The sequence below is a fragment of the Streptomyces sp. NPDC053076 genome, from assembly GCF_044546845.1.
Taxonomy (GTDB): Bacteria; Actinomycetota; Actinomycetes; order Streptomycetales; family Streptomycetaceae; genus Streptomyces.
On sequence record NZ_JBITZL010000004.1, the window covers coordinates 529,924 to 542,387 of the forward strand.

Sequence of the window (12,464 nt, forward strand, 5' to 3'; positions counted from 1 at the left end):
CCTGCTCGTGGGGCGCCGCTCGATGGGCGCCGCTCCCGATGCGCCCTACTCGGCCCGGCCCGGACCCTTGATCCCGAGGGCCCGGGTCGTCTCGCCGTTCACGAGGAGCACCAGCGCCGCCACGGCGACCACCGCGAGGGCGATGCCTGCCGGGATGGCCATGCTGTCGGCCTGGAGCAGGCTGTAGGCCACCGGAAGGGCCATCAGCTGAGTGATCACCGCGGGACCCCGGCTCCAGCCGCGCCGCAACAGCAGCCCGCGCGCGGCGAGCAGCGGCAGCAACGCGAGGACGGCCAGGGTGATCCCGAGGGTCACGGCCTGCTGCCGGTCGTCGGGGTCACCGGTGAGCCCGAGGACGAGCACCCACAGGCCGCTGGCCACCAGGGCGGCACCCTCCAGTGCGGCCAGCACCGCCGCATACGTCAGCCGGCGCGGGCGCGGCTCCGCGATCACGTCGGCCGTGGCGGTGTCCGGGGCGGGTTTCTGCTGACTGCTCACCCCAGCAGGGTAGCCGTCGGGGCCTTGACGGCGGCTGCCGGCGGTGCCACGTGTCCAGACTCACGCACTCGTCTCTTACCCGATCCCTAACTCGGTCTGGGCCGAGTACCACCCAGTAGGTACGCTGCCTTGCATGCGTGCACTTCTCGTGGTCAATCCGGCGGCAACCACCACAAGCGCACGCAGACGCGATGTTCTGATCCACGCGCTGGCCAGCGAGGTGAAGCTGGAGGCGGTCACCACCGAGTACCGCGGCCACGCCCGCGACCTCGGCCGGCAGGCGGCGGAGAGCGACGACATCGACCTGGTGGTGGCGCTCGGCGGAGACGGCACGGTCAACGAGGTCGTCAACGGCCTGCTGCACTCCGGCCCGGCCCCGGACCACCTCCCCGGTCTGGCCGTCGTCCCCGGCGGTTCCACGAACGTCTTCGCCCGGGCCCTGGGCCTGCCCAACGATCCCGTCGAGGCCACCGGCGCACTGCTGGACGCGCTGCGCGACCGCACCGAACGGGTCGTCGGCCTCGGTCTGACCTCGGGCCCGCCGGGCAGCGAGGACGAGGCGGTGCCGGCCCGCTGGTTCACGTTCAACGCCGGGCTCGGCTTCGACGCGGGCGTGGTGGGCCGGGTCGAGCAGCAGCGCGAGCGCGGCAAGAAGTCGACGCACGCGCTCTACGTCCGCCAGGTGCTCCGGCAGTTCCTCGGCGAGCCGAACCGGCGGCACGGCACGATCACGCTCGAACGGCCCGGCGAGGATCCGATCGAGGATCTCGTCGTCGCCATAGCCTCGAACACGTCCCCTTGGACGTATCTCGGCAATCGCGCCATGTACACATCACCCAAGGCATCGTTCGACACCGGCGTCGATGTGCTGGGTCTCAGCCGTCTGTCGACGGCTGCGGTTGCCCGGTATGCCACCCAGTTGCTCACTTCGTCCCCCGAGCGCGGACCGCACGGCAAGCACGCGGTCTCGCTGCACGATCTGGACCAGTTCACCTTGCATTCGAAGGTGCCTCTGCCCCTCCAGATGGACGGTGACCACCTGGGGCTGCGTACTAGCGTGACGTTCACAGGCGTACGCCGTGCACTGCGTGTGATTGTGTGAGCGGAACGGGCAAAACTCCTTTCACTCGAACGTTTAGGCCAGGATCCACCCCATAGAAGTACGGCTGTGACCTAGTCGACACCGAGGAATCAAAAAAAACTTTCCGGAAGGGGTTGTATCCGCCGCTGAGGTTTGCGAGTCTCTACGTGGCGATCGGGACGGCCCGCAACACCGGCCTCCACTGATCACCAGAACCCCTCTTCAAACACAGGACCCCGCCGGGTGAAGATTCGGCGTTCGGCCCTTCACTTGTTGAGGGATTCGTGAAAGCGTTCACATTCACAAGCAATTTGCACGTAATACCAAGGAGAGGTAGCAGCCATGGACTGGCGTCACAACGCCGTTTGCCGCGAGGAAGACCCCGAGCTCTTCTTCCCCATCGGCAACACCGGTCCTGCGCTGCTGCAGATCGAGGAAGCCAAGGCCGTCTGCCGTCGCTGCCCGGTGATCGAGCAGTGTCTGCAGTGGGCGCTCGAGTCCGGTCAGGACTCCGGCGTCTGGGGTGGTCTCAGCGAGGACGAGCGCCGCGCCATGAAGCGCCGCGCCGCCCGCAACCGGGCCCGTCAGGCCTCCGCCTGACATACCCACCCCTGCTGACAGCCTGAGCTTGGCGGCGCGCACAGCACGTACGCATCTCCCGCCCCCGAGCCGCAGCGCGCAGTTCCCCCGATGTGCTTAGCGATACAAAAGCAGAGCAGCAACGAGCATCAGCCTCGGACCAATGGCGGTCCGGGGCTTTTTGCTGCCACCCCTCCCCCGGCGTGTTCAACCACCCGGGTCCGTAGGGTCCTTGGCCTACTTCTGCGCCCGCACCGGAATGTCGAGGATCACCCGGGTCCCCCGCTCCGGCGCCGGCACCATGTCGAACGAGCCGCCCAACTCGCCCTCCACCAGTGTCCGTACGATCTGCAGACCGAGGTTGCCCGAGCGGTGCGGGTCGAATCCCTCGGGCAGGCCGACGCCATCGTCCTGGACGGTGACCAGCAGACGCGCCTCCTTGGTGGTGCCGCCACGCAACGCGGAGACCTCGACCGTGCCGGTGTCGCCCTCGCGGAAGCCGTGCTCCAGGGCGTTCTGCAGGACCTCGGTGAGGACCATGGACAGCGGGGTGGCGACCTCGGCGTCGAGGATGCCGAACCGTCCGCTGCGCCGGCCGGTCACCTTGCCCGGCGAGATCTCGGCGACCATGGCCAGCACCCGGTCGGCGATGTCGTCGAACTCCACCCGCTCGTCCAGGTTCTGAGACAGCGTCTCATGCACGATGGCGATCGAGCCGACCCTGCGGACAGCCTCCTCCAGGGCCTCCCGGCCGCGCTCGGAGTCGATGCGCCGGGCCTGTAGCCGGAGCAGGGCGGCGACCGTCTGGAGGTTGTTCTTCACCCGGTGGTGGATCTCCCGGATGGTGGCGTCCTTGGTGATCAACTCGCGTTCGCGGCGGCGCAGTTCGGTGACGTCCCGGAGCAGCACCAGGGAACCGATGCGCGTCCCCTTGGGCTTGAGCGGGATGGCCCGGAACTGGATGACACCGTCATGGGCCTCGATCTCGAACTCGCGCGGCGCCCAGCCGCTGGCCACCTTGGCCAGGGCCTCGTCCACCGGTCCCCGGGTGGGGGCGAGTTCGGCAGTGGTCTGCCCGAGGTGGTGGCCGACCAGGTCGGCGGCGAGGCCGAGCCGGTGGAACGCGGACAGCGCGTTCGGGGAGGCGTACTGGACGATGCCGTCCGCGTCCAGCCGGATCAGGCCGTCGCCGACGCGCGGGGAGGCGTCCATGTCGACCTGCTGGTCGGGGAAGGGGAAGGAGCCGGCCGCGATCATCTGCGCGAGGTCCGAGGCGCTCTGGAGATAGGTGAGTTCCAGGCGGCTCGGGGTGCGCACGGTGAGCAGGTTGGTGTTCCGGGCGATCACACCGAGGACGCGTCCCTCACGCCGTACGGGGATGGACTCGACCCGTACGGGGACCTCTTCTCGCCACTCCGGATCACCCTCGCGCACGATCCTGCCCTCGTCCAGCGCCACGTCCAGCATGGGCCGCCGGCCGCGCGGGACCAGGTGGCCGACCATGTCGTCCTGGTAGGAGGTCGGGCCGGTGTTGGGGCGCATCTGGGCGATCGAGACGTACCGCGTGCCGTCCCGGGTGGGAACCCACAGCACCAGGTCGGCGAAGGAGAGGTCGGAGAGCAGCTGCCACTCCGAGACCAGCAGGTGCAGCCACTCGAGGTCGGAGTCGCCGAGGGCGGTGTGCTGGCGTACGAGTTCGTTCATGGAGGGCACATGTGCGAGCGTACCCGCGGCCCGTGAGCGGCCGGAAAACACCCGCGGGCCGCGGCGCCTGGAAGGGACCCTCAACCCTCCCGGCACCGCAGCCCGGAGCATCATCGGCCGTGGGGTGTGCGGTCCCGGTCGGCCGAAGGTCGAGGAGCCGGGGCAGTCAGGGCAGAGAGCACCGGTTCCTCGATCCGCCTTCCTGTGCGGGGAAGACGGAGGCTTGTCATTCTCGATTGTGGACTAGACCACGATGGCGTGTCCATGGTGGGGAAGTGTCCTCGCCGTGCGGGCATCGGCACGCGATGCCACGCAGCCTAGCCCGCCCAGGTCAGTCGTGGGGCCAGATGGCCATGGCAATTTCCGCGAGCGCTTCCAGTTCCTCCCGGCGTGCGCCGTCGCGGGCCTGCTGGGACATGCCCTGGATCATGGCACCCGCGTGCCGGGCGAGGGTGGCGGCGTCGGTGCCGGCCGGCAGCACCCCGGCCGCGATGTCCGCCCGGATCCGGGACTCCAGGCCGGCGATGTTGGCGTTGCGGCGCTCGCGCAGCAGCGCCTCGACGTCGGCGCTCGTGCAGTTGGTGGCGGCGTGCACGATCATGCAGCCGTACGGATGGGCCGGGTCCGTGTACTGGGCGGCGGCCTCGCGGAGCAGGCGCGCGATGCCCTCGCGGGCCGTGGGCTCCTCGGCGAGCGCACGGTCACCGAAGGCGCCGTGGGTGTCGGAGTAGACCTGGACGACCTCGTCGAACAGGGTCCGCTTGTCGCCGAAGGCCGCGTACAGACTGGGTGCGCCGATGCCCATGATCCGGGTGAGGTCGGAGACCGAGGTGGCCTCGTACCCGTGCTCCCAGAAGGCCATCAGCGCCTTTTCCAGTGCGGTGGCCCGGTCGAAGGAACGCGGCCGGCCCCGCGTCCGGCCCGTGCCGCCCTGCGCCTGCGTTTCCTGACCCGTCGCCATGGAGACTATTTTATAGCGTCCCCTAGAAAATTGTCGGCGGGGTCGTGTACGGTTTTTATGTAGCGACCGCTAGACAAATATGGAGGGGTGGACATGGGTGCGCTCACAGGGAAGACAGCGCTGGTCACGGGTGCGAGCCGGGGCATCGGGCGGGGGATCGCCGAGCGGCTGGGGCGTGACGGCGCCCGGGTGGCGGTGCACTACGGCAGCAATGAGACGGCCGCCAAGGAGACGGTCTCGACGATCGAGGAGGCCGGCGGATCGGCGTTCTCGATCGGGGTGGAACTGGGAGCACCCGGGGACGCCCGGCGACTGTGGGAGGAGTTCGACCGGCACGCGGACGGGCTGGACATCCTCGTGCACAACGCGGGCATCGGCGCCGCGCAACCGTTCGCGGAGATCGGCGAGGAGGAGTTCGACAGGCTCTTCGCGGTGAACGTGAAGGCACCGTTCTTCCTGACCCAGCTCGGCGCGGAGCGACTGCGGGACGGCGGGCGGGTGGTGAACATATCGTCCGGGCTGGCGCGGTCCGCCCTGATGCCCCACACCATTGCCTACGGGATGACCAAGGCGGCGCTGGACGTCTTCACCCGGGACCTGTCCAAGCTGCTCGGCCCCCGCGGGATCACCGTGAACTCGGTGGCGCCCGGCATCGTCGACACCGACGTCAACGCCTCCTGGCTGCGCGCGAGCGACGAGGCGCGCAGGGAAGCCGCCGCGTACTCGGCACTCGGGCGGGTGGGGACGTCGGCGGACATCGCCGATGTGGTGGCCTTCCTGGTCTCGGATGACGGCCGCTGGGTGACCGGTCACTGGCTGGACGCGACGGGGGGCTCGCTCGTCTGAGAACGGGACTCGTCCGACAGGGAAACGGGGGCCGGCCGGGCGGGTACAGACCCGGTACGGGCCCGGAAAAGCCCCCTCTCGCCCACGCCCGCGAACGCCGATTCTGTTAGATTGGTCTAAACCACATAGACGCACAGAGCCCTCTTCAGAACGGCAGGCCCAGCGTGGAAGTTGTCATCGTTCCGGACGCCGCCGCGGGTGGCGAGCTGATCGCCGAGGCCATGGCCCAGCTGCTGCGACGCAAGCCCGACGCCCTGCTCGGCGTGGCCACCGGCTCCACCCCGCTGCCCATCTACCAGGCACTGGCCGCCAAGGTGCGCTCCGGCGCCGTGGACGTCTCACAGGCACGGATAGCGCAGCTCGACGAGTATGTGGGACTACCCGCCGACCACCCCGAGTCCTATCGGTCGGTGCTGCGCCGCGAGGTGCTGGAGCCGCTGGGCACGGACATGGACGCGTTCATGGGGCCGGACGGCACGGCCGAGGACGTCCAGACGGCCTGCGAGGCGTACGACCGCGCGCTCGCCGCGGCCGGCGGGGTGGACCTGCAACTGCTCGGCATCGGGACCGACGGGCACATCGGGTTCAACGAGCCCTGCTCGTCGCTCGCCTCGCGCACCCGGATCAAGACGCTGACCGAACGGACCCGGATCGACAACGCCCGCTTCTTCGACGGCGACATCGAGCAGGTCCCCCACCACGTCATCACCCAGGGCATCGGGACGATCCTGGAGGCCCGGCACCTGGTGCTGCTGGCGACCGGCGAGGGCAAGGCGGACGCGGTCGCCGCGACCGTCGAGGGCCCGGTCGCGGCCGTCTGCCCGGCCTCCGCGCTCCAGCTCCACCCGCATGCCACGGTGGTCGTGGACGAGGCCGCCGCGTCCAAGCTGAAGCTGGCCGACTACTTCCGGCACACCTACGCCAACAAGCCGGAGTGGCAGGGGATCTGACCCGGGACACCGACGGGTGAGGGGAAGCGCGGGCCGAGGCGGCGGCGTGCGCGGAGGCCGTGCGGGGGCGGGGAGGGCGCAGGTCGGGGCGGTGCCGGCCGCGCGCTCCCCTCTGCGATGGACTAGACCAACAGCAGGTGCAACGGTATATAGAGGGGATCACGGAGCGTGCGGGTGGAGTCCTGACAGAACAACCCGTGCCACGATGTGAGCCGTGGCCGATGGGATGTCGGTCGCTTTCGGCATTCGGAGCCGGGAAGGCAGAGCATGACCACCGACGTCAGCAGTGCGGAGAACGAGGCCGGCACCACCCGTACCGCGCGCGTGCCCAAGTACTACCGCTTGAAAAAGCACCTGCTCGACATGACGGAGACGCAGGCCCCGGGCACACCGGTGCCGCCCGAGCGCACGCTGGCCGCCGAGTTCGACACGTCCCGCACCACGGTGCGCCAGGCCCTTCAGGAACTGGTCGTGGAGGGCCGCCTCGAACGTATCCAGGGCAAGGGCACCTTCGTCGCCAAGCCCAAGGTCTCCCAGGCGCTGCAGCTCACCTCCTACACCGAGGACATGCGGGCGCAGGGGCTGGAACCGACCTCGCAGCTACTGGACATCGGGTACATCACCGCCGACGACCGGCTCGCCGAGCTGCTCGACATCACCGCCGGCGGGCGCGTACTGCGCATCGAGCGGCTGCGCATGGCCAACGGCGAGCCGATGGCGATCGAGACCACCCACCTGTCGGCCAAGCGCTTCCCGGCCCTCAGGCGCTCGCTGGTGAAGTACACCTCGCTGTACACCGCGCTCGCCGAGGTCTACGACGTCCACCTCGCCGAGGCCGAGGAGACCATCGAGACCTCCCTGGCCACCCCGCGCGAGGCCGGTCTGCTCGGCACCGACGTGGGCCTGCCGATGCTGATGCTCTCCCGCCACTCGCTGGACCGCGAGGGCAAGCCGGTGGAGTGGGTGCGGTCGGTGTACCGCGGGGACCGGTACAAGTTCGTGGCCCGGCTGAAGCGCCCGTTGGACTGACGGCAGGGCCCGTTCGCCGAATCGGTATACCGATATGCGGACGAGGTCTTCCGCTGTCACGACACCGTCACCTAGATTGCCTGCGCATTACACAGGTGATCAGCGAGGGGACGGAGCCATGGCATGTCCGAAACGCCTGAAGTGAGGCCACCGGTGGTGACACCGAGCCGGGTGATCATCGCCCTGTGCCTCGTCGCGCCCTTCGTGGCGATGCTGTGGGTCGGCTCGTACGCCAAGACGGACCCCACGTTCATCGGGATCCCGTTCTTCTACTGGTACCAGATGCTCTGGGTGCTGATCTCCACGGCGCTCACGATGCTCGCCTACCAGCTGTGGAAGCGTGACCAGCGCGCCCGCCAGGACGCGAACGGGGGTGCGGTGAAATGAAGGACGGCGTCAACGGCGTCGCGCTCGGCGTCTTCATCTTCTTCTTCCTGGCCGTCACGGTCGTCGGCTTCCTGGCCGCGCGGTGGCGCAGGGCCGAGAACGAGCACTCCCTGGACGAATGGGGCCTGGGCGGCCGGTCCTTCGGTACCTGGATCACCTGGTTCCTGCTCGGCGGTGACCTGTACACGGCGTACACGTTCGTCGCCGTACCGGCGGCGATCTACGCGGCGGGCGCGTCCGGCTTCTTCGCGGTTCCGTACACGATCCTGGTCTACCCGCTGATCTTCACGTTCCTGCCCCGCCTGTGGTCGGTCTCGCACAAGCACGGCTACGTGACCACCTCCGACTTCGTGCGCGGCAGATTCGGTTCCAAGGGCCTGTCCCTGGCGGTGGCGCTCACCGGCATCCTGGCCACGATGCCGTACATCGCGCTCCAGCTCGTCGGCATCCAGGCGGTGCTGGACGTGATGGGCGTCGGCGGCGGCGAGAACACCAACTGGTTCGTGAAGGACCTGCCGCTGCTCATCGCCTTCGGTGTGCTGGCGGCCTACACCTACTCCTCCGGTCTGCGCGCCCCCGCGCTGATCGCGTTCGTCAAGGACGCCCTGATCTACATCGTCATCGCGGTGGCGATCATCTACATCCCGATCAAGCTGGGCGGCTTCGACGACATCTTCGCCAAGGCAGGCGACGCGTTCAGCCAGGTCAACCCGGCCACCCACAAGCCGCGCGGCGCGCTCGCTCCGCCGGAGGCGGGCCAGTGGACGTACGCCACGCTGGCGCTCGGCTCCGCGCTGGCGCTGTTCATGTACCCGCACTCGATCACCGCGACCCTCTCGTCCAAGAGCCGTGAGGTGATCCGCCGCAACACCACGATCCTGCCGTTGTACTCGCTCATGCTGGGTCTGCTGGCGCTGCTGGGCTTCATGGCGATCGCGGCCGGGGTGAAGGTCACCAACGGGCAGCTGGCGATCCCGCAGCTGTTCGAGGACATGTTCCCGGACTGGTTCGCGGGCGTGGCCTTCGCGGCGATCGGTATCGGGGCCCTCGTCCCGGCGGCGATCATGTCCATCGCGGCGGCGAACCTCTTCACCCGCAACATCTACAAGGACTTCATCAAGCCCGCCGCCACGCCGAAGGAGGAGGCCCAGGTCTCCAAGATCGTGTCGCTGCTGGTGAAGGTGGGCGCGCTGGTCTTCGTCCTCACCATGGACAAGACCGTCGCCATCAACTTCCAGCTGCTGGGCGGTATCTGGATCCTGCAGACCTTCCCGGCCCTGGTCGGTGGCCTGTTCACCCGCTGGTTCCACCGCTGGGCGCTGCTGGCCGGCTGGGCGGTCGGCATGGTGTACGGGACGGTCGCCGCGTACGGGGTGGCCTCGCCGACGCAGAAGCACTTCGGCGGCAGCGCCAAGGAGATCCCCGGCATCGGCGAGATCGGCTACATCGGCCTCACGGCGTTCGTCCTGAACGTCGCCGTCACCGTGGTCCTGACCTTCGTCCTGAAGGCCGTGAAGGCGCCCGAGGGCATCGACGAGACCACGCCGGGGGACTACACGGCCGACGCGGGCGACCCGGGGGTCCAGGTGGAACTGCCGCCGGCGACCGCCGGAAGCGTCCACTGAGCCACCCTCGGAACACAGCGCAGCACCCACAGCGGGCCGCCGGGAAGCACGTACCCGGCGGCCCGCCGTGCTGCCACGAGTTGACACTCCGGTACCGCCGCAACACGCGACAGACACTAGATGTGGGGGTGCCACGACAGCCCGGCACTAGATGTATGCTCGTCCTCGCTGTCGCCGCAGGGGAATCCGGTGCGAATCCGGAACTGTCCCGCAACGGTGTACTCGCGCGCATCCGCACGCCTGTTCAGTCCGAGGACCTGTCGGCAGCCCACCCGGTCGTCCGGTCCGGGTGCGTTCTGACGTCCGGGCCTCGTGGAGTGGGCCGGTGGACGCGACGCCGTGCGCGCTCGTGACTGCCCCCTGCCCTCCGCCAGGCCCCGTGCCGAGCGAGGGAGAGCCCCACGTGACCATCGCGCCAGCCGATCCGGCTTCAGTCAGCGAGCCGGAGACCGACGGTCCCGGTGCCGCACTGCTGCGGACCCTGACCGAGCTGACCGTCGATCTGCCCGACGCCGACCCGGGGCGGGTCGCCGCCGCCGCGCTGCGCGGCCGGTCCGCGCGGGCCGACGAGGCGGAGCTGCACGAGCTGGCCACGGAGGCCGCCGCCGGTCTGATCTCCGAGGACCCCGCCTACTCCAGGCTCGCCGCCCGGCTGCTGACCCTCACGATCCGGGACGAGGCCGCCTCGCAGGGCGTGACGTCCTTCACCGGGTCCGTCGCGGTCGGGCACCGCGAGGGCCTCATCGCCGACCGCACCGCGGAGTTCGTCCGGCTGCACGCCGAGCGGCTCGACACGCTGGTGGACAGCGCGGCCGACGACCGCTTCGGCTACTTCGGTCTGCGCACCCTGCACAGCCGTTACCTGCTGCGCCACCCGATCACCCGCAAGGTCATCGAGACGCCCCAGCACTTCATGCTGCGGGTCGCGTGCGGTCTGGCCGAGGACGACACGGTCCGCTCGGTGGACGAGGTCGCGGCCCTCTACGGCCTGATGAGCCGCCTGGACTACCTGCCGTCCTCCCCCACGCTGTTCAACTCCGGCACGCGGCATCCGCAGATGTCGTCCTGCTACCTGCTCGACTCCCCGCTGGACGAGCTGGACTCCATCTACGGCCGCTACCACCAGGTCGCCCGGCTGTCGAAGCACGCCGGCGGCATCGGTCTGTCGTACTCCCGTATCCGTTCCCGCGGTTCGCTGATCCGGGGGACGAACGGGCACTCCAACGGCATCGTGCCGTTCCTGAAGACCCTGGACGCCTCCGTCGCCGCGGTGAACCAGGGCGGCAGGCGCAAGGGCGCCGCCGCGGTCTACCTGGAGACCTGGCACTCCGACATCGAGGAGTTCCTGGAGCTGCGGGACAACACCGGCGAGGACGCCCGCCGCACCCACAACCTGAACCTGGCGCACTGGATCCCGGACGAGTTCATGCGCCGGGTCGACGCCGACCAGCAGTGGTCGCTGTTCTCCCCCTCCGACGTGCCCGAACTGGTCGACCTGTGGGGCGAGGAGTTCGACACCGCCTACCGCAAGGCCGAGGCCGCGGGCCTGGCCCGGAAGACGATGCCGGCACGGGAGCTGTACGGCCGGATGATGCGCACCCTGGCGCAGACCGGCAACGGCTGGATGACCTTCAAGGATGCCGCCAACCGCACCGCCAACCAGACGGCCGAACCCGGCAACGTCGTCCACTCCTCCAACCTCTGCACCGAGATCCTGGAGGTCACCGACGACGGCGAGACGGCCGTCTGCAACCTGGGGTCGGTCAACCTCGGCGCCTTCGTCGGCGACGGCGACATCGACTGGGCGCGGCTGGACGAGACGGTCCGTACGGCCGTCACGTTCCTGGACCGCGTGGTGGACATCAACTTCTACCCGACCGAGCAGGCGGGCCGTTCCAACGCCAAGTGGCGGCCGGTCGGGCTGGGCGCGATGGGACTGCAGGACGTCTTCTTCAAGCTGCGTCTGCCGTTCGACTCCGCCGAGGCCAGGGCCCTGTCCACGCGGATCGCCGAGCGGATCATGCTCGCCGCCTACGAGGCTTCCGCCGACCTCGCCGAGCGCAACGGCCCGCTGCCCGCCTGGGAACAGACCCGCGCCGCCCGCGGAGTCCTGCACCCCGACCACTACGACACCGACCTCACCTGGCCCGAACGCTGGGACGCGCTCCGCAAGCGCATCGCGGTGACGGGCATGCGCAACTCGCTGCTTCTGGCGATTGCGCCGACGGCCACCATCGCCTCGATCGCGGGGGTGTACGAGTGCATCGAGCCGCAGGTGTCGAACCTGTTCAAGCGCGAGACCCTGTCCGGTGAGTTCCTCCAGGTCAACTCCTACCTGGTCCAGGAACTGAAGAACCTCGGCGTGTGGGACGCCCGTACCCGCGAGGCCCTGCGCGAGGCCAACGGCTCCGTCCAGGACTTCGTCTGGATCCCCGAGGACGTGCGCAACCTCTACCGCACGGCCTGGGAGATCCCGCAGCGCGGCCTGATCGACATGGCCGCCGCCCGCACCCCCTTCCTGGACCAGGCCCAGTCGCTGAACCTGTTCCTGGAGACACCGACCATCGGCAAGCTCTCGTCGATGTACGCCTACGCCTGGAAGTCCGGTCTGAAGACCACCTATTACCTGCGCTCGCGCCCCGCGACGCGCATCGCCCGCGCCGCCCGGGCCCAGGCCACCATCCCCGTGCAGCAGGCGGCCGACCCCGACGCGGTCGCCTGCTCCCTGGAGAACCCCGAGTCCTGCGAAGCCTGCCAGTAATTCCCGCCCGCCACCCGACCACCACCCCTGGAGGACGGCGCTT

Annotated in this window: 11 protein-coding genes and 1 riboswitch; of the genes, 8 read left to right on the forward strand and 3 right to left on the reverse strand. The window is 69.4% G+C overall.

Going from position 1 to position 12,464, the window contains the following annotated elements; genetic code table 11:
• Window positions 1-45 precede the first annotated feature (45 nt).
• Complete coding sequence (locus tag ACIGYR_RS19780; protein WP_399597797.1) at window positions 46-498, reverse strand: hypothetical protein; 453 nt, start codon at window positions 496-498, stop codon at window positions 46-48.
• 133 nt (window positions 499-631) lie between these two features.
• Between ACIGYR_RS19780 and ACIGYR_RS19785 the strand changes: the two genes are divergently transcribed.
• Window positions 632-1,600 carry a diacylglycerol/lipid kinase family protein gene (locus ACIGYR_RS19785; RefSeq protein WP_399597794.1) on the forward strand — a complete coding sequence of 323 codons (969 nt, stop codon included), beginning with the start codon at window positions 632-634 and terminating at the stop codon, window positions 1,598-1,600.
• 321 nt (window positions 1,601-1,921) lie between these two features.
• Window positions 1,922-2,179: a WhiB family transcriptional regulator gene (locus ACIGYR_RS19790; RefSeq protein WP_003992873.1), complete on the forward strand. Its 258-nt coding sequence runs from the start codon at window positions 1,922-1,924 to the stop codon at window positions 2,177-2,179.
• 216 nt (window positions 2,180-2,395) lie between these two features.
• Here ACIGYR_RS19790 and ACIGYR_RS19795 read toward each other — a convergent pair whose 3' ends face one another.
• Together ACIGYR_RS19795 and ACIGYR_RS19800 are read right to left on the reverse strand one after the other, a co-directional pair.
• On the reverse strand, window positions 2,396-3,871 hold the full coding sequence (locus tag ACIGYR_RS19795) for a sensor histidine kinase (protein WP_391840645.1): 1,476 nt from the start codon (window positions 3,869-3,871) through the stop codon (window positions 2,396-2,398).
• Window positions 3,872-4,193: 322 nt separating this feature from the next.
• Window positions 4,194-4,823: a TetR/AcrR family transcriptional regulator gene (locus ACIGYR_RS19800; protein WP_399597792.1), complete on the reverse strand. Its 630-nt coding sequence runs from the start codon at window positions 4,821-4,823 to the stop codon at window positions 4,194-4,196.
• A gap of 93 nt (window positions 4,824-4,916) precedes the next feature.
• On the opposite strand from ACIGYR_RS19800, the gene ACIGYR_RS19805 reads away from it, so the two are divergent.
• From ACIGYR_RS19805 to ACIGYR_RS19830, 6 genes are all read left to right on the forward strand, one after another.
• On the forward strand, window positions 4,917-5,669 hold the full coding sequence (locus ACIGYR_RS19805) for an SDR family oxidoreductase (RefSeq protein WP_399597789.1): 753 nt from the start codon (window positions 4,917-4,919) through the stop codon (window positions 5,667-5,669).
• Between the two features lie 164 nt (window positions 5,670-5,833).
• A complete protein-coding gene (gene nagB, locus ACIGYR_RS19810) occupies window positions 5,834-6,619 on the forward strand; it encodes a glucosamine-6-phosphate deaminase (RefSeq protein WP_399597786.1) in 786 nt (261 codons plus the stop codon).
• A gap of 267 nt (window positions 6,620-6,886) precedes the next feature.
• Window positions 6,887-7,648, forward strand: coding sequence for a GntR family transcriptional regulator (locus tag ACIGYR_RS19815; RefSeq protein ID WP_391840637.1), 762 nt, complete (start codon window positions 6,887-6,889; stop codon window positions 7,646-7,648).
• A 123-nt stretch (window positions 7,649-7,771) separates the two neighbouring features.
• Window positions 7,772-8,035, forward strand: a complete 264-nt coding sequence (locus ACIGYR_RS19820) for a DUF3311 domain-containing protein (RefSeq protein WP_391840635.1) — start codon at window positions 7,772-7,774, stop codon at window positions 8,033-8,035.
• The gene (mctP, locus tag ACIGYR_RS19825) at window positions 8,032-9,660 is read left to right on the forward strand and encodes a monocarboxylate uptake permease MctP (protein WP_399597783.1); all 1,629 of its coding nucleotides are present in this window, start codon (window positions 8,032-8,034) and stop codon (window positions 9,658-9,660) included. Before ACIGYR_RS19820 ends, mctP begins: the two co-directional genes overlap by 4 nt.
• A gap of 180 nt (window positions 9,661-9,840) precedes the next feature.
• Window positions 9,841-9,918: riboswitch (cobalamin riboswitch) on the forward strand.
• A 145-nt stretch (window positions 9,919-10,063) separates the two neighbouring features.
• Window positions 10,064-12,421 carry a ribonucleoside-diphosphate reductase subunit alpha gene (locus tag ACIGYR_RS19830; RefSeq protein WP_391840631.1) on the forward strand — a complete coding sequence of 786 codons (2,358 nt, stop codon included), beginning with the start codon at window positions 10,064-10,066 and terminating at the stop codon, window positions 12,419-12,421.
• Window positions 12,422-12,464 lie beyond the last annotated feature (43 nt).